This is a genomic window from Steroidobacter sp., assembly GCF_016790065.1.
GTDB lineage: Bacteria > Pseudomonadota > Gammaproteobacteria > Steroidobacterales > Steroidobacteraceae > Steroidobacter.
Genome location: NZ_JAEUPY010000170.1, coordinates 1 through 24,008 on the forward strand (window position 1 = coordinate 1; position 24,008 = coordinate 24,008).

Here is a 24,008-nt window from a genome sequence, read left to right on the forward strand (position 1 = left end):
TGGCCCGGGGTTTGCTCGCGCGGCACGTCCACGCCGACCCGATCCGACAACTCCTCCACCGCTTCGATGAAGCAGAGGTTGTCGTGCTTCATCAGGAAGCCGAGCGCGTTACCGTGCTCGCCGCAGCCGAAGCAGTGATAAAAACTCTTGTCCGGCACGACCGTGAACGACGGTGTTTTCTCACCGTGGAACGGACAGCAGGCCTTGTACTCTTTGCCGTGCTTTTTCAGCGGCAAGCGACTGCCGATCAGTTCGACCAGGTCGACCCGCGAGATCAGCTCTTCGATGAAATGTTTGGGGATGAGTCCGGACACGGGTACAAGAGTATGCGCGGCGCCGTCGCCGGCATAGCGCTAGCTCCCGGATCAGCCGCCGAGCTTTGCTTTCAGCTTCGCACTAGCCCCAGCCATGTCGGTGCGGCCCTGGGCTTTCTGCTTGAGCAACGCCATGGCTTTGCCCATTTCCTTGATGGAAGTGGCGCCGGATTCGGCGATGGCGGCAGCAATCAGGGCGTCGACTTCGGCGTCGCTGAGCTGTTGCGGCATATAAACCTGCAACAGGTCGATTTCCTTTTGTTCCTTGTCGGCCAGGTCTGCGCGACCGCCGCTCTGGAACTGCGCGATGGATTCCTTGCGCATCTTGATCATCTTCTCGATGACCGCCAGTACCTGGCTATCGTCGAGCTGGATGCGTTCGTCCACTTCGCGCTGTTTGATGGCGGAAGTGATCATGCGGATGGTGCCGAGGCGCTCGCTATCCTTGGCCTTCATGGCGGCCTTCATGTCTTCGGTAACGCGGTCTTTGAGTGAGGACATGTGGCTTACGGTGCGGAAGCAATCGGCGGGGGAAGAATCGACAGGGACGGAGCTTTAAGCAGCTCCGTCCCGGAGACGGTCTATTAGTAAGCGCGGGCGCGGGCTGGGCCGCGGCTGCTGCCGTCACGGGTGACGCGCTTCATGTGGCGCTTCACGGCGGCTGCCTTCTTGCGTTTACGTTCCTGAGTGGGCTTTTCGTAAAACTCCCGGCGGCGCAGTTCCGTCAGGACCCCGGCCTTTTCGCAGGCGCGCTTGAAGCGCCGCAAGGCGGCATCGAAGTACTCGTTTTCTCGGACGCGAACGCTCGGCATTACTAACCTCGGCACTGTTGAACACGGCCCGCTTCGGTCGATTCGAGCCGACGACGAGCGCCGAAGACTGGCGTCGGGGTCGAGGACGAAACGAGACGGGGACGATTGAGAGCGCGGCAGTCTAATGGGGCTCGCGGGGAAAAGCAAAATCGCTGCGGAAAATTACCGTCAGGGCGGCGATTCGGGCCGGTTTTCCGGGCCCGGACCGGCCAGTGGACGGTAAAAAACCGGCGGCGGGCCGGATTTTAGCCGCTATCGGCCGGCTGACGGCATGGACTTGGCGCGGCCGGGGTTTAAGCTTCGCACCCCAATGAATGTGCCAATGAAAGTCCTCGGCATCGAAACTTCCTGCGACGAAACCGCCGCCGCCGTTTATGACGGTGAGCGCGGACTGCTGTCCCATAGCCTGTATAGCCAGATCAAGCTGCACGCCGTTTACGGCGGGGTGGTGCCCGAGCTGGCCTCGCGCGATCACGTGAAAAAGCTGTTGCCGCTGGTTCAGCAGGCCCTGGCGGAAGCCAAAGTCGACCCATCCGAGCTGGACGGCGTGGCCTACACGGCCGGGCCCGGTCTGGTCGGTGCACTATTAGTGGGCGCGTCGGTGGCGCGCAGCCTGGCGTTTGCCTGGGGCAAGCCGGCGGTCGGCGTCCATCATTTAGAAGGACACTTGCTGGCACCCATGCTGGAAGCCGAGGCGCCGGAGTTTCCGTTCCTGGCGCTGCTGGTCTCGGGGGGGCATACCTTGCTGGCCGAAGTGCGCGGCCTGGGCGACTACCGGATCATCGGTGCGTCGCTGGACGATGCCGCCGGCGAGGCGTTCGACAAGACGGCAAAAATGCTGGGACTGCCTTATCCGGGCGGCCCGGCGCTGGCCAAGCTGGCCGATAGCGGCCGGCCAGGTAGTTTCGATTTCCCGCGACCCATGCTGGATCGGCCGGGGCTGGATTTCAGTTTCAGCGGTCTAAAGACCGCGGTGGTCGTGGCGATTCGCGGTCGTCAGCTCGACGAACAAACGCGTGCCGACGTTGCTTGTGACTTTCAGCAGGCGGTGGTGGATACGCTGGCCGCCAAGTGCGCGCGTGCCGCGAAACAAACCGGCCTGAAAACCTTGGTCGTTGCCGGTGGAGTAGGAGCGAATCGTCGCCTGCGTTCCGAGCTGCAAGCGTTGGGCGAGCGGCGGGGCTTGCGCGTGTTGTATCCGCGGCCGGAGTTTTGCACGGATAATGCCGCGATGATCGCGTACGCTGGTTACCGCCGCTTGGCGGCCGGCGAGCACGACGATTTGAAAATTCGCGCTACCGCGCGCTGGCCGCTCGATTCGTTGCGTTCGCCCGCTGCCGTCTGACCCTTCTTAGTCATAAGTCATCGAACCTCTTCGGCATGGATAAGATCTTTCTCACCGCGCTCAGCGTCGAATGCATCGTCGGCATTTGGGATTGGGAACGGCGCGTCAAACAGACCGTCATCATCGATTTGGAAATGGCGGCCGACATTCGTCGCGCGGCGTTGACCGATCACATCGACGACACCATCGATTACAAGCGCGTTTCCAAGCGTCTGCTGACGTTCGTCGGCGAGTCGCAGTTTCAGCTGGTGGAAACGCTCACTGAGGCGATCGCGAGAGTGGTCATCACCGAATTCGGCGTGTCGTGGGTGAAGGTGCGGCTCAATAAACGAGGCGCGATTCGCGGCGCACGCGATGTCGGCATCGAGGTCGAGCGGCGCGCTGAGGATTACGCTGGCGTGGCGCCGCTACAGCAGGCGCAGCCGTGACGGCGGTTTACGTCGCCGCTGGCAGCAACGTCCAACCGGAACATTATTTATCCGTAGCGTTGCGGGCCATGGCTGCGGCGTATGGTCCGTTGACGCTGTCGCCTGCCTATCGCAATCAAGCGGTGGGTTTCGCCGGCGACGACTTCATCAATCTGGTCGTCGGCTTTCACACCGAAGATCCCGTGACCGAAGTGCGCCAGCAATTACAAAAAATCGAAGCGGCCTGCGACCGGCCGCCCGGTGCGCACAAGTGGGCACCGCGCACCATGGATCTGGACATCCTGTTGTTCGGCGAGCTGATCAGCAACGAGCCCGGGCTGATCATTCCGCGGCCGGATTTGTTGAAGCGTCCTTACATGCTCAAACCCATGGCCGACATCGCGCCCGATGTGCGGCACCCGACGTTGGGCCAGAGCATGCGCGAACTCTGGGCGGGCTTCGATGCCGGCGGCCATTCGATGCTGGAAGTGTTACTCGGTGGCGAGCCTACCAACCCACACTCCGCCCCCCGTCGATCGCCAGAATCTGGCCGGTGACGAACGGCGCATCTTTGGCGAAGAACAGCGCGGCACGCACGATGTCCGCGGGCGAGCCGCTGCGCTTGAGCAACGTCTTATCGATGATTTCTTGTTTGACCGCTTCGTCCAGTCCGCCCTCGGGCCACAAGATCGGCCCCGGCGCGATGCCGTTGACTCTGACGTCCGGGCCGAGCTCGCGTGCCAGGGAGCGAGTCAACATGATCAAGCCCGCTTTGGCGCTGGAGTAGACCGGGTGTTGCGGCAAGGGGCGCTGCGCATGGATGTCGATCATGTTGAGGATCGAACCGCGCGTTTGTTGGAGCGCCGGTGCGGCGGCCTGCGACAGGAACAGCGGCGCGCGCAGGTTGGTGCCCATCAAATCGTCCCAGTGCCGGGCGGTGACAGTACCGAGCGGAGTGGGATAAAAGGTCGAAGCGTTGTTGATCAGCACGTCGAGTCTGCCGAACGCACTGGTGGCGCGATTGACGAGCCCCGACAGCGCCTCCAGATCGAGCAGATCGGCGGCGGCGCAGACGGCCGAGTCGGCGCGGAGCGCATTCAGCTCATCGCGCAGCTGTTCCGCTGCGCCGGCCGAATGGTGAAAATGAATACAGACGTTGGCGCCTTCGGCATGAAAGCCCCGGGCCAGCGCTGCGCCGATGCGGCGTGCCGCGCCGGTGATCAGCACCGAGCGTCCCGCCAGTGCGTTGACGTTGGAAGTGTCCATGCAGGTATGGTGAACGAACGGATGATTGCTGCAAGCCCAGCTGATTTCGGGTCCGCTTTGCTGAGGCTGTGCGCTTGAGCGTACCTCTGCCGCTACCGGCGCTGACACCGGACGAATCTGCACACAGCGACCGGCTGGTCGCCCGCATTTGCGATGCCATCGAGGCCGCCGGCGGTTGGATCAGCTTCGAGCGCTTCATGGAAATGGCGCTGTACGAGCCCGGGCTCGGCTATTACAGCGCTGGTGCCACCAAACTGGGCAGCGATGGCGACTTCGTCACCGCGCCGGAAATTTCGCCGCTGTTCAGCCGCTGCCTGGCCAATCAATGCGTCCAGGTGCTGGATTCGATCCCTGGCGGGGCCATCCTGGAATTGGGCGCGGGCTCCGGCGTCATGGCCGCCGACGTGCTGAGCGAGCTCGACCGTCAGCAAAAAATACCCGAGCGCTATTTGATCCTGGAAGTCAGCGCCGACCTGCGCGAACGACAGCGCGCTTTGTTACAGCGCCGCCTGCCGCATTTGATGGATCGCATCGACTGGCTCGACCGCTTGCCCGACCAGTTTCGCGGCGTGCTGCTGGCGAATGAGGTGCTCGACGCATTGCCGGTGCAGCGGTTTCGGATTCGCGGCTCGCTGGTCAATCAGCTGGGTGTGACCTGGCAGCTCGGGCGGCTCGACTGGTCCGAAGTGCATGCCGAACCGGCGCTCGAAGCGGTGGTGCGCGAGATCGAACTCAATCTCGGCGAGCCCTTCGCCGACGGCTACACGTCGGAATTCAATTTGCGTTTGCAGCCTTGGATCGCCGGCATCGCGGCGGCGATGAGCGAAGGCGTGGCGCTGTTCATCGACTATGGCTTGCCGCGACGTCAGTTCTATTCGGCCAGCCGTCGCGAAGGCACGATGCTTTGTCATTTTCGCCATCGCTTTCATGATGACCCGCTGGTCAACGTGGGCGTGCAGGACATCGGCGCGTGGGTGGATTTCACCTCCGTCGCTGAAGCGGGTGTCGCTGCCGGGATGAGCGTTGCGGGCTACACCACGCAAGCTCATTTTCTGATCGGCAACGGTATCGAACAGTTCCTGGCGCCGAAGGAAGACGACGAACTGGCTTCGCGCTTACAGCAGGCGCGACAGGCGATGTTGTTGACGCTGCCCGGTGAAATGGGCGAGCGCTTCAAAGTGATCGGTCTGGCGAAAGGCGTGGAACTGCCGCTGCGTGGGTTCAGCGTGCGCGACTTGGCGGCGAGCCTGTAACGACTGTTATTCGGTCGAATCGTCGTCGTCAGTTTCGTTTGCTGAGCTAGCAGTCGCGTGCTGCGCCTTGAACAGCTTCAGTGCATGCTTGCGCTTGTCGTGCAGGCGCTTGGCGATCTCGAATCCTTTCAGACCAGCGCGTTCCTGTTCACTCAAGGTCGCGTTAACGGCGACCTCTCGCGCACGGCGTAGATATTCCGGTTGCGGGTAGTCGCGTTGTTCCAGGCCTTTGCGACCACGAGCATCCGCTTCGCAGGCGAGCAGGAATTGTTCGAAGCGCGCCGGCCGGCGAAACGCATCCAGATTTTCCAACAGCTCCAGCATGGTCTTGGGCCGCAGCTCGGCGATCTTGTGCATATGCAGGTGATAACGCGACACCAACACGCCGAGCTCACGATAGGCATTGGGAATTCGCAGCCGGTCGCACAGCTGAATCACGATGTCGACGCCGCGTTCTTCATGGGCGATGTGTCGCGGTAGTTCGTGCGTCGGCGTGGTCGCTTTGCCCAGGTCGTGCGTGAGCGCTGCGAATCGTACGACCGGGTCGTCGCTCAGTTGGCTGGCCTGATCGAGCACCATCATGGTGTGCACGCCGGTATCGATTTCCGGATGCCATTGCTCGGGCTGAGGAACGCCGAACAGCGCGTCGACTTCCGGGAAGATCACCGACAGCGCGTTACCTTCGCGCAAGACTTCGAAGAACTGTCGGGGTGCCGGCATTTCCAGCGCGCGCTGAGTTTCTTGCCACACTCGTTCAGACACGAGCGCGTCCAGCTCACCGCGTGCCGCGATCTCTCGCACCAGTTCCATGGTTTCCGGCGCGACCTTGAAACCCAACGGCGCGAAACGCGCAGCGAAGCGGGCAAGTCTTAACACTCGCACCGGATCTTCGACGAATGCCGACGACACGTGGCGCAGCCAGCGTTCTTGCAGGTCGCGCTGGCCATTGAAAGGATCGACCAGCACGCCAGTCGCTTCGTCGCGCGCGATGGCGTTGATAGTCAGGTCGCGACGCTCCAGGTCCTGCTCCAGGGTCACGTCCGGCGAGAACATGGTGTCGAAACCGCGATAGCCCGGCCCGGTTTTGCGCTCGGTGCGCGCCAGTGCGTATTCCTCACCCGTCTTGGGATGCAGGAACACTGGGAAGTCCTTGCCGACCGCCTTGAAGCCTTGGGCCAGCAATTCCTCCGGGCGCGCGCCGACCACGACCCAGTCGCGCTCACGCACGGCCAGGCCAAGCAGCTCATCGCGCACCGCGCCGCCGACCAGATAAATCTTCATACCGCCCACAGTCGCAGAAGACGACCATTTTGTCTCAGTTCTTGGAGTAGGACAAAATGCGGGCTGTCGTAGCCGCTGCGAACGGATGACCTCTTGAGCTTGCTTGCCCGCCTTGGCCGGATCTCCCTGCTGCTCGTTGCGTCGCTGTCCCTCGGCGGCTGCTACCTATTACAGGCGGCGGGCGGCCAGTGGGAGCTCACGTCCAAACGGCAACCCATCGCCAAATTGCTGGCCGATGCGAACACCCCGGAGAAGCTGCGCACTCGACTCGAATACGTGTCGGCGGCGCGCACTTTCGCCTCCCGGGAGCTGGGACTGCCGGACAACGAAAGCTATCGCAGCTATGCCGATGTCGGCCGGCCGTTCGTGGTGTGGAATGTGTTCGCGACCGACGAGTTTTCCGTCGAGCCGCGGCGCTGGTGCTTTCCAATTGCGGGCTGTGTGGTCTATCGCGGCTACTTCGATGAATCAAACGCTCAGGGGTATGCGCGCAAGTTGCGCTTGAAGGGGCAGGACACGGCGGTTGGCGGCGTCTCCGCTTATTCGACCCTCGGCCATTTCAAAGATCCAGTGCTGAACACCATGCTTGGCTGGAGCGACGTACAACTCGCTTCGACCTTGTTTCATGAGCTGGCTCACCAAGTCGTCTATGTGCCTGGCGATTCGGAGTTCAACGAAGCATTCGCCACCGTGGTGGAGGAGGCCGGCCTGCAGCGCTGGCTCGCCTCTCGCGGTCGCTCGCAGGACCTGACCGTCTGGAACGAGCAGCGCGAACGGAATGCGCAGTTCGTTGGGTTACTCCTGCAAACTCGCGAGCGCCTTCAGGCGCTGTACCGATCGGCTGTGCCCGATGAGGAAAAGCGCTCTCGCAAACAATATGAGTTCGGCGTGATGAAACTTCAGTACGCCGATCTCAAGCGCGAATGGAACGGCTATCGCGGCTACGACGCTTGGTTCAGTCGCACGCTCAACAATGCTCACTTGGTTTCCGCGGCAACTTACTACGGCTGCGTGCCTGGGTTGCGTCGGTTACTTCAGTCCGTTGAAGGCGACCTGCCGGCGTTTTACGACAAGGCTCGCGCGCTGGGGAAAGACTCGAGAGAGGCTCGGGCCTTGGCTGTCTGCTCGGAAGAAGCTTCAGTGACTGCGGCGGGTTCGTCGGGCTGAGCGACTCCGGCGAGGCGTATGTCGGTCGTCAAGGAATCCATCCGCGAGTGTTCATCTCGGAGCGTGTTACTTCTCGTCGAAGTTCGCGGTGAAGCCGATCCCACGGCGCTTGGGCTCGGGCGGGTTCATCAGTTCTCGGAGGGTCTTGAGCATGCCCGTAATCGCTTGGTCGTGCGTGGCAAGTTTGCGTGCGATGCGCTCTTCCAGTTCATCGAGGCGCTTGGCGAGTTCCTTGTTCGAGGCCAGCAGATCGCGCAACTGCACGAATGCACGCACGACGTAGATGCTCATTTCTACCGCGCGCTCGCTGTTTAGGATGGTGGCTGCCATGATGGCGCCGTGCTCCGTGAAGGCAAGCGGGAGCTTGCGGCGCCCGCCGCGGCCTGGCTTTGATGTTGCATTTTGCAACATCAAAGCAGTGTGCTCTTCGGTGCTGAGCTGGAACATGAAATCGCTCGGGAATCGCCTGAGATTGCGGCGCACCTGCTGGTTCAATCGGGTGGTCGTCACTCCGTAGAGAGCAGCCAGTTCGGCATCGAGCAGCGCGCGGTGCCCGCGCAGAATCAGAATCGATCGTGCAATGCGCTCGACCGGCACGAGCGCAGTGTCTTTGGTCTTGGTCATCCTCGGCTCCGTAAAAGCGGTCAGATCTGCCTTCTCGGTCGACGCCGGCTAAGCGCAACCGAGAAATCATCCAAGGACAGACCGCTCTTCCCGTCGTGGGAGCCAGCCCCAGCCTGTGGGGCGCCGGGATCTACCGAAGCCTCAACGCATTGCTGATCACTGATACAGACGACAAGCTCATCGCGAGCGCGGCGAGCATGGGACTGAGTAGCCAGCCGGTGAAGGGATAGAGCACGCCGGCGGCAATGGGGATGCCGAGGGCGTTGTAGCCAAAGGCGAAGAATAGGTTTTGGCGAATGTTTCTTACCGTCGCGCGGCTCAAGTGGCGGGCGCGGACGATGCCGGTGAGGTCGCCTTTGACCAGTGTGACGTGAGCGCTTTCCATCGCGATGTCAGTGCCCGTGCCCATGGCGATGCCGACGTCGGCTTTGGCGAGAGCGGGGGCGTCGTTGATGCCGTCGCCGGCCATGGCGACGCGGCGGCCTTGTGACTGCAGGCGAGCGATGACGTCGGCTTTGTCCTTGGGTTGCACGTCAGCAATCACTTCATCGAGAGGCAAATGTTTCGCGACGGCACGAGCGGTGGTCTCGTTGTCGCCGGTGAGCATGACGAGGCGCAGGCCGTCTTGTTTCAATGCCTGAAGCGCGCTCGGCGTGGTGTCCTTGATGGCGTCGCCGACGGCGATGGCGCCAGCGAGTTGGTCATCGACGCTGAGAAACACGACGGTGCGGCCTTCGCGTTGCAAGTCGGCGATTTGATCTGACAGCGACGACGCGTTTGCGCCGACAGCGCTCATCAGCGCTTTGTTTCCTAACACCAACGAACGGCCGTCGGCATGGCCGCGCACGCCTTGTCCGGTGACAGACTGAAATCCTGTGACGTTCGCAGGTTGAACACCGCGTTGTTCCGCACCGGCAACGATGGCGCGAGCGAGTGGATGTTCGCTGGCTCGATCCAGGCCGGCGGCCCAGCCCAGAACCTGCGATTCAGAGTGACCATTCAGCGCGATGACGCGATCGAGCGTTGGCCGGCCCACGGTGATCGTGCCGGTCTTGTCCAACACGAGCGTGTCGACGTTGCGCAGATTCTCAATCGCTTGCGCATCTCTGAACAACACGCCTCGCTGTGCGCCGCGACCGCTCGCCACCATGATGGAAATCGGCGTGGCGAGGCCGAGCGCGCACGGGCACGCGATGATCAGCACGGCGACAGCATTCACTAAAGCATAAGCCAGCTTTGGCTCAGGCCCGAAGAGCCACCACGCTGCGAACGTCGCTACTGCAAGCAAGATGACAGCTGGCACAAACCAAGCGGCGACTTGATCAGCGAGGCGTTGTAGCGGTGCGCGCGAGCGCTGAGCTTGCGCGACTAAAGTGACGATTTGAGACAGCAGGCTGTCAGCGCCGACGCGCTCTGCTTGCACGATCAGGCTGCCGGTTTGGTTGAGTGTCGCGCCGGTGACCGAATCGCCGGCGGATTTTTCCACGGGCATGGGTTCGCCGGTGAGCATGGATTCATCCACGCTCGAGTGACCATCAGTGACGCGACCGTCGACTGGAATTTTCTCACCGGGGCGGACTCGCAACACATCGCCTGTGTGGACGTCTGCGAGGGGCACATCGTGTTCTGTGCCGTCGGCGTTGATGCGACGAGCCGTTTTCGGCGCGAGACCGAGGAGTTGTCGAATTGCCGCGCTGGTGCGACCACGTGCGCGTAGCTCGAGCCATTCGCCGAGCAGTACCAATGTGACGATGGAGCTAGCTACTTCGAAGTAGACGCCGACCATGCCGTGCGCGTCGTGCAGCTCGGCAGGGAAGATGGTTGGAGCGAAGGTGGCAATCAGGCTGTATCCGAAGGCGATGCAGACACCGAGGCCGATCAGCGTGTACATGTTTGGGCTTCGATGCACGATGCCCAGCCAGCCGCGTTTGTAGTAGCTCGCGGCGGCCCAGAGCACGACCGGCGCGCTGAGGATTAGCTCGATCCAGCGCAGGGTGCGCGCGGTTGAATGTGAGATTGCTAGATCGAACAGGTGAGGTGTCATGGCGATGACGACCACCGGCAGCGTCAAAGCGAGCGCGATCCAGAAGGTTCGGCGAACGCTGAGGAGTTCGCTGTCGTCGACGTGCTCGCTCGGCAGCTCAGGTTCCAGCGCCATGCCGCACTTCGGGCAGCTGCCTGGCCCGACTTGCCTGATCTCGGGATGCATGGGGCAGGTGTAGATGGTGCCGGCCGGCACCGGCCCATCGTGCTTGGCCTTCGCGTGATGATCGTGTGACTCGTGAGAGCAGCACGACGCTACGGGCGGCGGAGTAGGTTCGGCGACAGCCGGCTCATGCGAGCAACAGGACTTCGGCGGCGTCGGAGTCTTAGGTGCGCAGTGATGATGGTCGTTCGGCATGATCTTAGCTCTCACTCCGCGCTCGGTAAGCCGGCGAGGTCGGCGAGGATGGGGCAATCGGGGCGGGAGTCGCCGTGGCAATGGTGAGCGAGCTCAGCGAGCGCCGCCCGCATCGACTGCAACTCAGCGATCTTGGTATCCAAGTCAGCGACATGCTTCAGCGCCAGCCGCTTCACCTGCTCACTGGCGCGACGCTGATTGCGCCACAGGCCGAGCAACGTTCCAATCTCGTCCATGGCAAACCCAAGCCCACGCGCGCGCCGAATGAAGCGCAGCGTGTGAACGTCGGCAGCCGAGTAAACGCGATAGTCGCCGACAGTCCGAGCCGCCTTGGGAATCAATTCCAAAGCTTCGTAGTGCCGAATCATCTTGGGCGTAATCCCAGACAGCTCGGCAGCCTTGCCGATGCTGTACAGCCCTTGATCCTTGGCTTGGGAAAATTCCGCGCGTGGCTTGGAGGCGGGCATGGTCGGTCCCATGGTGGAACATGGGTGGGATGATGAACCTTGCCACCATGGCAAGGTCAAGCGCCGACCGATCGAGGCAGCCGCGCCCTCCGCTCCGAAATGGAGCAGAGGGCGCAGCTAAGAGGGAATTACTGAATCGTAAATACCAGCGTCGAATTGCCGCGACGGATGGTCAGAGCAAACGCCGTCGCGCCATTTACAGCCTGGCGCAGCTGTTCCGTCGTGGTCACGCGCACGCGACCGATGGCGAGGATGACGTCATTGGCGCGCAAGCCAGCCTGTTGCGCTGGGCTGCCTTCGATCACGTTCTCGACAAGCACGCCGGCGTTGTTGGCGGCGTTGGCCAGCGCAGCGCCTTCGAGCGCCGGATGGATCTGCGCAGCGCCTTCGGCATCGGCACCATCGCGCTCGCCGATCACGGCGGTGACGCGGCGGGGCTTGCCTTCGCGAATCAAGCCGAGCTCGACCTTCTCGCCGATGCGCAGCAGGCCGATGGTGTTACGCAGCTCACCAGCATTGGAAACATTGCGACCGTTGATCGAGGTGATGACGTCACCGGCCTTGATGCCGGCCTTGTCCGCCGGCGAACCTTCGATGACCTGCGACACCAGCGCGCCCTTGGCGTTATCGAGGCCGAGATTTTCAGCGATGCCTGGCGTGAAAGTGTTCGACAGCTGCACGCCCAGCATGCCGCGCTTTACTTCGCCGTACTGTACGAGCTGCTGCATCACCGCCTTCACCATGTTGGAAGGAATGGCGAAGCCGATACCGATGTTGCCGCCGCTGCCGGAGAAGATGGCGGTGTTGATACCGACCAGCTGGCCTTTCAAATCCACCAGCGCGCCGCCGGAATTACCGGGATTGATGGGCGCGTCGGTTTGGATGAAGTCCTGATACGACTCGGGATTGTTATCCGAGCGGCCGAGCGCGCTGATGATGCCCGAGGTCACGGTGTGGTTGAGCGCGAACGGATTGCCGATGGCCAGCACGAAGTCGCCGACTTCGGCCTTGGCCGAATCGGCCAGCGGCATGTCGACCAGATTCTTGGCCGTGACTTTCAGCACCGCCACGTCGGAGGGCTTGTCGCGACCGACGATTTCAGCCTTGACCTGCCGGTCATCCAGCAAGGTCACGGTGATTTCGTCGGCGTTCTCGATCACGTGCGCGTTGGTGATGATGTAGCCGTTCTTGGCATCGATGATCACGCCCGAGCCGGCGCTCTGGAACTGGCGCTCGCGCGGCCCCGCATCTGGAGCATCGAAGAAGCGGCGGAAGAACGGGTCTTCCAGCAACGGATTGCGCGGCCGCTGTTCTCGCACGGTGCCGCGCGTGGCGATGTTCACCACCGCTGGCGAAGCCTTTTTCACGATGGGCGCCAGCGACGGCACGGGCGTGTCGCCAACCTTTTCCGGCAGCTGCGCGGCGGCGCCCACGTTGTAGAGCAGAGCCGTCGCGGCCAACAGCGCGTAAACCTGTCTCATGAAGCAATCCCTATGGAAACGGTGAAGCGGCGTCAGAACCGCCGTTTGCAAAGACAATGGTGATCGGTATGGGTTCGAATTCTAGGCTCGGATTCTATGGGCAATCCGCTCCGATTGGCATTTCGAAGCGGTCGCCGGCTCGGATGAACGCCGCACGGCCACAAAGCGTTGCATGAGCAGGCGCTTGTGGACAGGCCGGTGGGCACCATGTGGATAACTTGTGGGCTTACCGTGGATGACGGGTGGACACAAGATGTTGTGGTTTGCCGCGTTTGCGGGGATACTGGCGTTCTCTTTTCGGCAGTGCCGAAATCCTCCCGCAAAACCTCGCAAGCGCCTGAACTATCAGGGCTTTCCGAGCCCGTTTTTGTACGGAGGGTTTCTTGACGGCTTCATTACACGGGTCTAGGCTTGCACCCCTGACACAATATGTAGTGTCTCGCGACTGGAAAGAAAAACACGACCACGCGACATAACTGCAGGGTCAGATGGACTGCCGCTCGGGCCTTGGAAGGGGCCGGTTCGGCGGGAGTATTAGGAAGTCAGTTGGGGACGATTGGCTCCCGCTCGCAATCCGGAGTTCTTTGCCGGCATGAAGACCGCAATCAAACTTGAGCCCATGGATGTCAACAGCATTCCGTTCCAGGAAGCCTCGCTGGATATCTGGGACAAAAAGTACCGACTCTCCGCGAAAGACGGCAGCCCCGTCGATCGCTCGATGGACGACACCTATAAGCGAGTCGCCCGTGCGCTCGCCGACGTCGAGAAAGAGGACCTGCGCGACCATTGGTACGAGCAGTTCCTGTGGGCCCTGCGCAAGGGCACGATTCCGGCTGGCCGCGTGACGTCGAACGCCGGCGCGCTGGAACACAAGCCGGCCACCTCGACCATCAACTGCACCGTCTCGGGCACCATTCTGGACTCGATGGATGACATTCTCGCGAAGGTCCACGAAGCGGGCCTGACCTTGAAGGCCGGCTGCGGCATCGGCTACGAGTTCTCGACCATGCGTCCCAAGGGTGCGTATGTGTCCGGCGCCGGCGCCTATACCTCCGGCCCGCTGTCGTTCATGGATATCTACGACAAGATGTGCTTCACCGTTTCGTCGGCCGGCGGCCGTCGCGGCGCGCAGATGGGTACATTCGATATCGGCCATCCCGACGCAATGGATTTCATCCGCGCCAAGCGCGAAGCCGGTCGGCTGCGTCAGTTCAACCTGTCGCTGCTGATTACCGACGACTTCGTCGAGGCAGTGAAGAAAGACGCGGACTGGCAGTTGGCCTTCCCGGTCAGCCAGCGCGAGCTGGAAGGCAACGAGAACCTGCAGGATAAGACCGAGTACCTGTGGCGAGAGTGGCCGACCAAGGAAGGCTACGTCGTCAACGAAACCGGTCTGGTCTGCTGCAAGATCTATAAGACGTTGCCGGCCAAGCGCATGTGGGACGTCATCATGTCGTCCACCTATGACTTCGCCGAGCCAGGCTTCGTGCTGATCGACAAGGTCAACGAGATGAACAACAACTGGTGGTGCGAAAACATTCGCGCTACCAACCCTTGCGGCGAGCAGCCGCTGCCGCCGTACGGCTCGTGCTTGCTCGGCTCGGTGAACCTGACGCGCTTCGTGCTCGATCCGTTCACTGAAGATGCGCGTTTCGATTGGGAAGAGTTCCGCAAGGCCGTGAAGGTGTTCACGCGCATGCTGGACAACGTGGTCGAGATCAACGGTCTGCCGCTCGGTCAGCAGCGCGATGAAATCACGCGCAAGCGCCGTCATGGCATGGGCTTCCTGGGCTTGGGCTCGGCCATCACCATGCAATGCATGAAGTACGGCTCGAAAAAGTCGGTCGCATTCACGCAGAACGTGTCGCGCGAAATGGCGATCGCGGGCTGGGAAGCGGGCTTGGAACTGGCGCGTGAAAAGGGCCCGGCCCCGATCATGCTGGAAGAGTTCGAAGTCACGCCGGAAATGCTCCGCAAGCGTCCCGAGATGACGAAGGACGGCTGGCGCGTGGGCCAGAAGATTCATGGCCGCACGCTGCACGCCAAGTACAGCCGTTACATGCAGCGCGTGGCTGAAGCTGCGCCGGAACTGGTCGATGAACTCGCCGAAGTCGGCGCGCGCTTCACGCATCACAGCTCGATCGCGCCCACCGGCACGATTTCGCTGTCGCTGGCCAACAATGCCTCTAACGGCATCGAGCCGTCGTTCGCACATCACTACTTCCGTAACGTGATTCGCGAAGGCAAGAAGAGCAAAGAGAAGATCGACGTGTTCTCGTTCGAGTTGCTGGCGTATCGCGAGCTGATCAATCAGCGCGCCATGCCGAACTCGAACAACGCGGCCGAGAAGCTGCCCGAGTACTTCACGACGGCGGACAACATCACGCCGAAGGAACACGTCGACATCCAGGCGGCCTCGCAGCTGTGGATCGATTCCTCGATCTCCAAGACGGCCAACGTGCCGACGGATTATCCGAACGAGGATTTCAAGAACATTTATCTGTATGCCTACGAACAGGGCCTGAAGGGTTGCACCACGTTCCGGTTCAATCCGGAAGCGTTCCAGGGCGTGCTGGTCAAGGAAGAAGACCTGAAGAACACCACCTATGTGTTCACGCTGGAAGACGGCACCGAAATGAAGGTGCGTGGCGATGAAGAGATCGAATACGACGGCGAGCTTCACACCGCCGCCAATCTCTTCGACGCACTCAAAGAAGGCTATTACGGGAAGTTCTAACCATGAGCTCCAAGATCGACAAGAAAATCGTCAAGTATCGGGTCGAGAAGCCCGAGGATCGGGCTGCGGCTGAAAAAGCCGCTGCCGAGGCCGTGCAGGCCAAAGAACGCCGGGAAGAATCCAACGTCGTTTGGATGCACGAGAAAGTCGAGCGTCCCGACGTATTGATCGGCTCGACCTACAAGATCAAGACGCCGGTGTCGGATCACGCCATGTACGTGACCATCAACGACATCATCTTGAACGAAGGCACGCGCCACGAGCAGCGCCGGCCGTTCGAGATTTTCATCAACTCCAAGAACCTGGATCATTTCCAATGGATCGTGGCGTTGACGCGCATTCTGTCGGCCGTGTTCCGCAAGGGCGGCGACGTGACCTTCCTGGTCGATGAAATGAAAGCCGTGTTCGATCCGCGCGGCGGCTATTGGCAGACCGGCGGCAAGTTCATGCCGTCCATCATTGCCGAGCTCGGCTACGTGGTCGAAAAGCATTTGCAGACCATCGGCCTGCTGAAAAAGCCGGAGATGGAAGAAGAGCGCAAAAAGCTGATCGAGGAAAAGAAGGCTGAATTCGAAGCGCGTAACAAACAGACCGACGCCTTCGCCAAGAGCCATTTCCCCGAAGGCGCGCAGCTGTGCGCCAAGTGCAGCACCGCTGCCGTCGTCCTGATGGACGGCTGCATGACCTGTTTGAACTGCGGCGATTCGAAGTGCGGATGACGCCAGCAACTCGTGTTTGACGGCCTTGGGGACTAACCCGCGCCGACCACCTGCGCCCCGCCTCGTGCGGGGCGTTTTCTTTTGAGCACGGCCACAGCATGGCACTACCGACCGCGACGCTGATCGAGAGCTTGAAAACGCTGGTGCTCTTCCTCGACCTCGCCGGCACATTCGTGTTCGCTATGGCCGGCGCCACGGCGGGGGCGCGGCGGCAGTTGGATATCTTTGGCGTTTTGGTGCTGGCGTTTGCGGCCGCGTGCGCCGGGGGCATCTTGCGAGATGTTTTGATTGGCGCCACGCCGCCGGCGGCGATCACCGATTGGCGATTTCTGGCGGCTTCAGTGCTGGCCGGAGGCATCGCGTTCAAGTGGCATGCGGTGATCGAGCGCATGGCGAATCCGGTGCGAATGTTCGACGCGGCGGGCCTGGCGTTGTTTGCGGTGGCGGGTGCGCAGAAGGCGCTCGCATATGACCTCAATCCGGTGATGGCGGCGTTGCTCGGTATGCTCACTGGCATCGGCGGCGGCGTGGTTCGCGATGTGTTGCTGGCGCAGATTCCGTTGGTTTTCCGCACCGATCTGTACGCCGTCGCTGCGCTGGGTGGCGCAACGGTCGTTGTGTTGGGCGATCAATTCGGCGCGCCGCCGGTTGCAACGGCACTATGTGGGGCTGCCTTGTGCTTCGTCGTGCGCGTGTTGGCCATCAAGCGCGGCTGGCAGTTGCCCAAGGCGTTTCATCAGCCGCCCCAACATCCGGCCCAAGATCCCAACGCGCGCAAAGAAACGTCCGTCCTCCACCACAAAGACGCCAAGCTCTAGCCCGGTCGCAAGAATGAGCTAGTATCCGGCGGCATTATTTCGCTCAGGATCTGGCATGTCCGCATTCGACCTGTTCAAGCGAGTCTCCAAGGCGCCCACCAATCCGCACGCCAGTTCCGCCCGCCGGAGCTTCGACATTGCCGATTTGTATCGGGGTCCGGTGGTTGCTGCCGACGACGCGGCTCGAGGACCAGAGTTGGCGCTGGATGAAAAGCTGCGCCAGGCGTACTTCTGGATCGTCAACACGGCCATCATCAGCCCGCATTACGACATCGAGTACAACGAAGAGCCGCCGCAGGAATTCACCATCGGCGATCACAAGAGCCGGCTGACGTTACCGACCGGACAAAGTTACTCGAGCTTCGTGCTGTTGCCGTTGCTCACATTCGCTCTGCGTCGCAAGTGTTTGCTGATTGGCGGTCCGGGCCGCGGCAAGACTGCCAGCGCGATTCTGATGGGCGTGCTCGGCGGCTACTCATTGAAGGATGTGCGCCGTTCGATGTTGCATGGTCATCCGCAGATGACCACCGCCGACCTGTTGGGCAATCCGTTGCCGGCCGATCTGATCAACGCGCAGAAGGTCGAAGATATTCGTATCGTCTGGCGCAAGTGGCTGTCGATGCGCGTGAAGATCGTGGACGAGTACAACCGTATCCCGACCCGAACACAGAGCGCGCTGCTCACGGTGATGGGCGATAACTATGCCGAGTTGCTGGATCAGATCCACGAATGTCCCGACTCGGCCTGGTTCCTCACCGCCAATGACGAGCAGGGTGGCGGCACGTATCAAGTCATCGAAGCCTTGCGCGATCGTATCGACGTGATCGTGCAGGCGCTGTCGTTCAATCCGCGCTTCCTTGGTCAACTGCTGACGCGCATCGAAGAAGGTATTCGTCCGGAAGAAGCGATGCCGAAGGAGATCGTATTCGCCGAGGCGCAGATCGATCGCATGGGAGCGGCCATCCGTGCCGTGCAGCTGAGCCCGGAAGTGCGTCGGCGTATCGAGTTCTTTTCCAGTCAGTTCGAGTTCTGCGATGTCGCTGCTGAGCAGTTCGAATACAAGACTAAGGACACCGCGCGTCTGGCGGGCGTCGAGTGGCACACGCTGACCGCGCAGGAGACGGGTAAGGACCGACTCAAAGATCTCGGCGCGCAGTCCAAGAACGGCATCTCGGTGCGCGCGTTGATGACGCTGATGCTCTATGCCAAAGCGATGGCGTTCTTCCGCGGCAATCCGGCGGTGGAGTTGAGCGACGTGCGTCAGATCCTGCCGTTCGTACTGCATGACAAGCTGATGCCGGACATCGATGCGCCGTTCTTCGAAAGCGCCGGGAATGCGATGTTCCGTAGCGATCGCGTCGGTTGGCTGCGCCGCCTATTCGATCTTTCCTGCGCCGAGTACGAGCGCTTGAATCTGGACCAGGAAGATACCGTGCTCGCGCTGACGACGCAGTTCGAGCGCGGCCTCGACGGACTGAGCGAGAGCGACACGCGGCAACAGTTGTTTCGTATCGAGCGCGCCGTGAACGAGCTGACCAAAGGTCAGAAGCTTTACGGCCATCTCTACGATGACCTGCTCAAGCTGAAGTACTTGCACCAGCGCTACACCAATTATTTGCGCTGGCTGCGCGCGGGTTAGCAATGATCAGCGCTCCTCTTGCCGCAGCGTTGGAGTCCCGGCGGTCCGACTTCAATGCGCGCTTCAGGCTCGCCGCACAGCGCTATCCGCAATTGGATGGCCAGGAGTTGCTGCGCTTCATCGCGGATGCGGTGAGTCCCTTGGCTCAAGCGGTTCACGCGAGTCATCCGGATGCCGTGGCCGATGTTGTCAGCGTCGCTTACGACTGTGCGTTACAGCTGGTCGGCCAACGGCTCTCGCTCGATGCCGGACGTTATGCGGCGATTCCGGAAACGTGGCGAGAGGTGTTTCCAGCAGCGGCGGCCGTGATTGCTGGCCAGCCGGCGCGTGTGATTCCGGCACTGACCAATGCAGCTCATCAACTTGCCAGCACCGACGCCGCGGATGCGAGTCGATGGATACGCTCGTTGCAAGGTCTGGCGGCTCAGTGCGCCACGCCCGATGAGTTGTTGATGTTGGGCCAAGTGGTTGCTTGGCAGTGTGGACTAGCGCATTACCGAGAGGGTGTGCTGAGTGCGCTCGGCTCACTGCCGGCAGCGCTCGCAAGCACAGCGTTGGGAGTCGAGTCGCGAAATCATGAGTCGACGCTGCGGCATCTGCAGGACGATCGTTGGTTCGATCCAGCGCAGTCCAGTGCCGAAGCATTTCGCGTCGTGCGCAGCGCTGGCGCGTTTCGAGGTTTCGGCGGCCCGTTCCTGCAACCGCCGCTACTCAAGAGTTCGGACGAGGGTTGGCTGGTGCGCAGTGGCGACGACTATTGGTTTCTGGTTGCTGATGCATTCGGCGCGACGCTTCATCGCAGTACTGCGGAGGAGTGGAATGCCCAACCGGAACGGAAGGCTAACCACGTCGGCACGCGGTTGGTTCACGAGGGCAAGGCGCTCGATATGCCAGGCTCCGGGCCCATCACCAGCAGCGGCCTGAGCGCGGGTGCGATTGGCTGCACCTTCGCGCACTCGCATCGCATCCTGCTGGTCGCCGTGAAGTAGCCAACGTGTCAACCGACGAGTCACTCTCACAGTTGCGTGATCGCTGGACGGCGGCGTGGCCGAAGGCGCTTGCGGTGTGGAGTCGGCACGTCGTACTGCATGCGCCGAGTTTGTGCTCGGACGATGGTGAAGCCAAGAAAGAAGGCTTGACCGACAGCTTTGCGATGATCCGGTTGGCGGATCAGTCGATCATCATCAATCTCGCGGACGTCGATCGGCACGGTCTCGGTGACTACGCGGAGGAAATTCTGGCGCACGAAATCGGCCATCACGTGCTCGCGCCAGCAAATCTGACTGACCATGCTCGGTCGCTCGCGCGCATCCGCCAAGCACTGCCTACCTTGGAAGCGCATGCGCCGATGATTGCCAATCTGTTCACCGATCTGTTGATCAACGATCGATTGCAGCGGAGTGCGGAGCTGCGGCTGGCTGATGTTTTCAAGAAACTGACGCTGGATAAGCAAGAGGCCAGCGGCACGCTGTGGCGTATCTATCTGCGCACCTACGAACTGCTCTGGTCGTTGCAGCGCGGCTCGCTAGTCGACGGCAAGTTGAGTGCGGAGGCTGATGGTGATGCCTGGCTAGCGATGCGCATCGTTCGTCATTATTCGCGCGACTGGATCGAGGGCGCCGCGAAGTTTGCGATGCTGATGCTGCCGTATCTCGCCAAGGATGCGCTCGATGCGAGTGCGGCTCGCGCCTGGCATGACACACGCGGCGCCGGAGCGGGTGGCCAGCCCTCAGGACTGGCGGAAGCGGATGACGTTCAGCCGATGGTGCATCCGTCACGCGATCCGGCAATCACGGGATATGAGACGTCCGCGCCAGCGCCGACGACCAGCACAACGCCGGAGCAAGCAGCTCGTACCATGTCGAGCGGGCAAACTCGCCAGCCATTCGAGTATGGCGAGATTCTGCGTGCCGCCGGCGTGACCATGAGCGATCACGACATCGCAGTGGCGTACTACCGTGAAAAGGCGGTTCCGCATCTGATTCGATTTCCGGCACGCCGTCGCCCTGCCAACCTGGATCCTTTGCCTGAAGGCATCGAGCCTTGGCAGATGGGCGAATCGTTCGACAGCATCGATTGGATGCAAACCATCATGCAAAGTCCGCGGGTCATTCCCGGCATGACCACGGTGCAGCGGGTGTGGGGCTCATCGCCGGGCGCGGAGCCGGCGAGCCTGCCGCTGAATCTCGACGTGTTCATCGACAGTTCGGGCAGCATGCCCAATCCGCAGCAGTTTCTTTCTTTCCCGACGCTAGCGGGGGCGATCTTGTGTTTGTCCGCGCTGCGTGCCGGTGCCAGCGTCAAGGTGACGGTTTGGAGCGGCAAGCATCAAGTGACGTCGACGCCGGGCTTCGTGCGTGACACTCAGCAAGTCATGCGCGCGCTCATCAGCTACTACGGCGGAGGCACGCAGTTTCCGTTGCCGGAGTTGCGACAGACTTATCTGGAGACGCAGCGGACACTCAATCCCACGCACTTGCTGTTCATTTCCGACGACGGCATCACCACCGTCTTCGACAAAGACGAACGTGGCCAGGAAGGCTGGGACCTGCTGCGGGCTGCTCTGGCGAAGGCTGCGGGCGGGTCGACGTTCGTGCTGGCAATGCGCAAAGACTGGGAGACGAGCCAATACTCGTTCCCACATCGCGACTTGTTGATTCGCGCACGTGATGAGCTCGACGTTCGTATCTCTCGCATCGAGGATTGGGAGCAACTGGTTGCGTTTGCCCGAGACTTCGCCGCAAGCGTTTATCAACAGAACGATCTCCCCGCGAGAGTGCCGGCATGATCGTCCTGTGGCGTGTCACAACTCACTGCAATCTCGGCTGCGCCTACTGCGCGTACGATCGAAATCTGTCGCTGCCGCGTGTGGACGTTGATGCGGATTCAGTAGTGCGTTTGGCCCGGCTGCTTGCCGAATATCAGTTGCGGACGGGAGATGCCGTGATGATCAGCTGGCTGGGCGGCGAACCGCTGCTGTGGAAGCCGCTGGCGTCGATTTCGAAGCTCCTGTCCACTGAGTTGGGCTTGCAGCTCAGTGCGACCACCAATGGGACCGCGCTGAAATCAGCGACGCTGCGACAGATGATTGTCGAGCACTTCGCAGAGCTGACGGTGAGTGTCGACGGGCCGCAGCCCTTTCACGACCACATTCGCCAATGGCCGGGCGGATTTGAACAACTGCGCGCGTCGGTAATGAAACTGCGCGCCGACACTCAGCACCGCGAGCGAAGATTACGCTTGCGAGTAAACACGGTGCTAATGGCGCAGAACATTCATCGCTTCGGTGAGCTGTGCGAGCAGCTGATCTCGTGGGGCATCGACGAGATTACCTTCAATCAGTTGGGCGGCAACGATCGGCCGGAGTTTCATCGAACGCACCGTTTGCAGCCGGCGGATGTCGAAGCATTGGCGCACGAGCTGCCGAAGTTGCGCGACCGTCTGTTGGCACACGGCGTTCGGCTCAGTGGCGGGGCTCAGTATCTGCATCGGTTCCGGGCTAGCGCGTCCGGCGAGCGATTGCCCGTCAGCAGCTGCCATCCGGGACAGAAGTTTCTGTTCGTCGATGAACAGGGCCGAGTCGCTCCCTGCAGTTTCACGCTGACCGAGTACGGCGTGCCTGTGGATGAGTTGCGCTCGCTCGACGATCTGATGGGATTGAGCGAGCGTTATGCCGGCGCCCTCGAGCAGCGCCGGTCACGATGGTGCGACGATTGTCCGAGCACCCAGGTCTTTGAAAAGTTCGTGGCCTAAACATGCAAACAGAAGGTCCTCCGCTTCAGCAGCTCTTGCACCGGATCACGGCCACACCGCCGGATTTCATGGCCGAGCCGCGTATCGGTAACAAAGGCGATGTCCACACCGTGGCCGTGGTGAGGGATCTGCTGCTTGCCAAAGGCCATGAGGTAGATGTGGCCGAACTGAGTGCGCTGGCGGGTCGAGACGTCAAAGCCGATCGTAATCGTTTGTCGATTGCGCTGCTGTTGACCTGGCTGCTCGCCGATTCAGCGCTGACGATTGATCGTGACCGTTTGCAGGAAGTGCTGACCTTGTTGAAGGACGACTCCACGCGTCTCGCTGCGTACACGAACGCGCGTCAGTTGTTCGAAGATCCGGAGCGGCGCGAGGAACTGGCGCGACTGACTTTGTCCAAGCTCGGCTTGCGTCCTGCCGGCGAGACCATCGCGCAAGCCCAGGACCGGTTCACGAGTATCAGTTCGCTCGAGCGGGCACGACTGCTGGCGGCATCGCAGGAAGCGGAGGCGCGAGCGCGTGCCATTCGTGAGCAGTTGGCCAAGAAGGCGGCGGAAGAGTCCGCAAACAAATGGACGCGCGAGTGACCGACGAGGACAGTCGCCATCCGGCCATCTCTGAGCACGGCCAGCGAATACTGGCATGGCTCAGGGAACATCCGAATGCGCCTATCTATCGTAATCAAAGCGGTCATCGCTTGTTGCCCGAAGAGGTTCAGCGCGCACGAGTGTTGGAAGAAGAGGCTATCCGTGCAGTTCTAGATTGGCAGCCGAATGTGCCGCCGAGCTGGGTGACGCCATTCGCCGAGCAGTGTCTCTCCACTTCGCCTTTCTATCGCCGCTATGGCGCCCTGCCGCGCAACTTCACCGATATACCGACCATCACGCGCGAGGACCTGGCGCGCGATATGCCGTATCTAGTGCCGGACGACGTGGATATCGAGCGTCTCATCAATTTCCGAACCAGCGGCACCAGCGGACATCCCTTGCTCATGGCGTCGCATCCGCTGGTAGCGGCTCAATATCTGGGCTACCACAAGCGCGCGTTGCGTCGATTCGGTGTCACGCCCAGGTACGGGCGCGGTCAAGTGGGAGTGATACTGCTCGGCTTGCAGTCGATCTGTTTCACGTACGTTTCCATCACACCGACCATGGACGAGTCGGGCCTGGCGAAACTCAACCTGCATCCCAACGACTGGCGCTCGCTGGCAGACCGGGCCAAGTATCTGGAGGCGATGAACGCCGAAGTGCTGGCCGGCGATCCGATTTCGTTCGCCGCTTTGCTTGACATCGATCCGAACATTCGACCGGCGGCGTTGCTATCCACCTCGATGACACTGATGCCGGCGTTGCGTGAGCGTTTGCAAACGCGCTTCGGCTGCCCCGTGTTGGATATCTATTCCATGAATGAGGCAGGACCGATTGCGGTGCTTGATCCCGCCGCGGGAGGTCACGTGCTGCTTCAACAGCGCATGTATGTCGAGATTCTCGATGATTCGGATCAGCCGGTCGCAGCCGGTCAGCG

23 protein-coding genes are annotated in these 24,008 nt (G+C 61.4%); 14 read left to right on the forward strand and 9 right to left on the reverse strand.

The features are described 5' to 3' along the window. From JNL55_RS07550 to rpsU, 3 genes are all read right to left on the reverse strand, one after another. Positions 1–314 (reverse strand): CHC2 zinc finger domain-containing protein (locus JNL55_RS07550; protein WP_293851473.1); only part of this gene is annotated, 314 nt, incomplete at its 3' end. Between the two features lie 51 nt (positions 315–365). After that, positions 366–815, reverse strand: coding sequence for a GatB/YqeY domain-containing protein (locus JNL55_RS07555; RefSeq protein WP_293851475.1), 450 nt, complete (start codon positions 813–815; stop codon positions 366–368). Between the two features lie 83 nt (positions 816–898). After that, a complete protein-coding gene (gene rpsU, locus JNL55_RS07560) occupies positions 899–1,126 on the reverse strand; it encodes a 30S ribosomal protein S21 (protein WP_129642111.1) in 228 nt (75 codons plus the stop codon). A gap of 322 nt (positions 1,127–1,448) precedes the next feature. Here rpsU and tsaD point away from each other — a divergent pair, with 322 nt between their 5' ends. Genes tsaD through folK form a run of 3 tightly spaced genes read left to right on the forward strand, consistent with a single transcriptional unit; the run spans position 1,449 to position 3,435 of the window. Further along, the gene (tsaD, locus tag JNL55_RS07565; RefSeq protein WP_415923033.1) at positions 1,449–2,471 is read left to right on the forward strand and encodes a tRNA (adenosine(37)-N6)-threonylcarbamoyltransferase complex transferase subunit TsaD; all 1,023 of its coding nucleotides are present in this window, start codon (positions 1,449–1,451) and stop codon (positions 2,469–2,471) included. Between the two features lie 35 nt (positions 2,472–2,506). Further along, positions 2,507–2,899 carry a dihydroneopterin aldolase gene (gene folB, locus JNL55_RS07570; RefSeq protein ID WP_293851482.1) on the forward strand — a complete coding sequence of 131 codons (393 nt, stop codon included), beginning with the start codon at positions 2,507–2,509 and terminating at the stop codon, positions 2,897–2,899. Next, positions 2,896–3,435 (forward strand): 2-amino-4-hydroxy-6-hydroxymethyldihydropteridine diphosphokinase, encoded by a 540-nt coding sequence (folK, locus tag JNL55_RS07575; protein WP_293851484.1) that lies wholly within the window; start codon positions 2,896–2,898, stop codon positions 3,433–3,435. Before folB ends, folK begins: the two co-directional genes overlap by 4 nt. On the opposite strand, the gene JNL55_RS07580 is transcribed toward folK, so the two are convergent. Beyond that, on the reverse strand, positions 3,386–4,144 hold the full coding sequence (locus JNL55_RS07580) for a pteridine reductase (RefSeq protein WP_293851486.1): 759 nt from the start codon (positions 4,142–4,144) through the stop codon (positions 3,386–3,388). The two genes, folK and JNL55_RS07580, sit on opposite strands and share 50 nt — an antisense overlap. A 68-nt stretch (positions 4,145–4,212) precedes the next feature. Here JNL55_RS07580 and JNL55_RS07585 point away from each other — a divergent pair, with 68 nt between their 5' ends. Continuing rightward, on the forward strand, positions 4,213–5,397 hold the full coding sequence (locus tag JNL55_RS07585; RefSeq protein ID WP_415923032.1) for a class I SAM-dependent methyltransferase: 1,185 nt from the start codon (positions 4,213–4,215) through the stop codon (positions 5,395–5,397). Positions 5,398–5,403: 6 nt separating this feature from the next. Here JNL55_RS07585 and JNL55_RS07590 read toward each other — a convergent pair whose 3' ends face one another. Beyond that, entirely contained in the window at positions 5,404–6,678 is a 1,275-nt protein-coding gene (locus tag JNL55_RS07590) for a multifunctional CCA addition/repair protein (protein WP_293851491.1), read from the reverse strand. A gap of 93 nt (positions 6,679–6,771) precedes the next feature. Between JNL55_RS07590 and JNL55_RS07595 the strand changes: the two genes are divergently transcribed. Next, entirely contained in the window at positions 6,772–7,845 is a 1,074-nt protein-coding gene (locus JNL55_RS07595) for an aminopeptidase (RefSeq protein ID WP_293851494.1), read from the forward strand. Between the two features lie 66 nt (positions 7,846–7,911). On the opposite strand, the gene JNL55_RS07600 is transcribed toward JNL55_RS07595, so the two are convergent. From JNL55_RS07600 to JNL55_RS07615, 4 genes are all read right to left on the reverse strand, one after another. Next, on the reverse strand, positions 7,912–8,469 hold the full coding sequence (locus JNL55_RS07600) for an ORF6N domain-containing protein (RefSeq protein ID WP_293851497.1): 558 nt from the start codon (positions 8,467–8,469) through the stop codon (positions 7,912–7,914). Positions 8,470–8,599: 130 nt separating this feature from the next. Further along, positions 8,600–10,870 (reverse strand): copper-transporting P-type ATPase, encoded by a 2,271-nt coding sequence (locus JNL55_RS07605; RefSeq protein WP_293851531.1) that lies wholly within the window; start codon positions 10,868–10,870, stop codon positions 8,600–8,602. 11 nt (positions 10,871–10,881) lie between these two features. Then, entirely contained in the window at positions 10,882–11,337 is a 456-nt protein-coding gene (gene cueR / locus JNL55_RS07610; protein WP_293851500.1) for a Cu(I)-responsive transcriptional regulator, read from the reverse strand. A 128-nt stretch (positions 11,338–11,465) separates the two neighbouring features. After that, positions 11,466–12,818, reverse strand: coding sequence for a Do family serine endopeptidase (locus tag JNL55_RS07615; RefSeq protein ID WP_293851503.1), 1,353 nt, complete (start codon positions 12,816–12,818; stop codon positions 11,466–11,468). A gap of 592 nt (positions 12,819–13,410) precedes the next feature. On the opposite strand from JNL55_RS07615, the gene JNL55_RS07620 reads away from it, so the two are divergent. From JNL55_RS07620 to JNL55_RS07660, 9 genes are all read left to right on the forward strand, one after another. Continuing rightward, the gene (locus tag JNL55_RS07620; RefSeq protein ID WP_293851506.1) at positions 13,411–15,555 is read left to right on the forward strand and encodes an adenosylcobalamin-dependent ribonucleoside-diphosphate reductase; all 2,145 of its coding nucleotides are present in this window, start codon (positions 13,411–13,413) and stop codon (positions 15,553–15,555) included. Between the two features lie 2 nt (positions 15,556–15,557). Further along, positions 15,558–16,274 carry a hypothetical protein gene (locus tag JNL55_RS07625; RefSeq protein WP_293851508.1) on the forward strand — a complete coding sequence of 239 codons (717 nt, stop codon included), beginning with the start codon at positions 15,558–15,560 and terminating at the stop codon, positions 16,272–16,274. A 98-nt stretch (positions 16,275–16,372) separates the two neighbouring features. Continuing rightward, positions 16,373–17,092, forward strand: a complete 720-nt coding sequence (locus tag JNL55_RS07630; RefSeq protein WP_293851511.1) for a trimeric intracellular cation channel family protein — start codon at positions 16,373–16,375, stop codon at positions 17,090–17,092. Positions 17,093–17,147: 55 nt separating this feature from the next. Next, positions 17,148–18,731, forward strand: coding sequence for an AAA family ATPase (locus JNL55_RS07635; protein WP_293851514.1), 1,584 nt, complete (start codon positions 17,148–17,150; stop codon positions 18,729–18,731). A 2-nt stretch (positions 18,732–18,733) separates the two neighbouring features. Then, on the forward strand, positions 18,734–19,720 hold the full coding sequence (locus JNL55_RS07640; RefSeq protein WP_293851517.1) for a hypothetical protein: 987 nt from the start codon (positions 18,734–18,736) through the stop codon (positions 19,718–19,720). Positions 19,721–19,725: 5 nt separating this feature from the next. Further along, complete coding sequence (locus JNL55_RS07645) at positions 19,726–21,519, forward strand: vWA domain-containing protein (protein WP_293851520.1); 1,794 nt, start codon at positions 19,726–19,728, stop codon at positions 21,517–21,519. Next, positions 21,516–22,484 carry a radical SAM protein gene (locus JNL55_RS07650; RefSeq protein WP_293851523.1) on the forward strand — a complete coding sequence of 323 codons (969 nt, stop codon included), beginning with the start codon at positions 21,516–21,518 and terminating at the stop codon, positions 22,482–22,484. The genes JNL55_RS07645 and JNL55_RS07650 overlap by 4 nt, the downstream gene beginning before the upstream one ends. A 2-nt stretch (positions 22,485–22,486) precedes the next feature. Continuing rightward, the gene (locus JNL55_RS07655) at positions 22,487–23,071 is read left to right on the forward strand and encodes a hypothetical protein (protein WP_293851526.1); all 585 of its coding nucleotides are present in this window, start codon (positions 22,487–22,489) and stop codon (positions 23,069–23,071) included. Then, a partial coding sequence (locus tag JNL55_RS07660; protein WP_293851529.1) for a hypothetical protein occupies positions 23,056–24,008 on the forward strand: 953 nt, incomplete at its 3' end. The genes JNL55_RS07655 and JNL55_RS07660, both read left to right, overlap by 16 nt.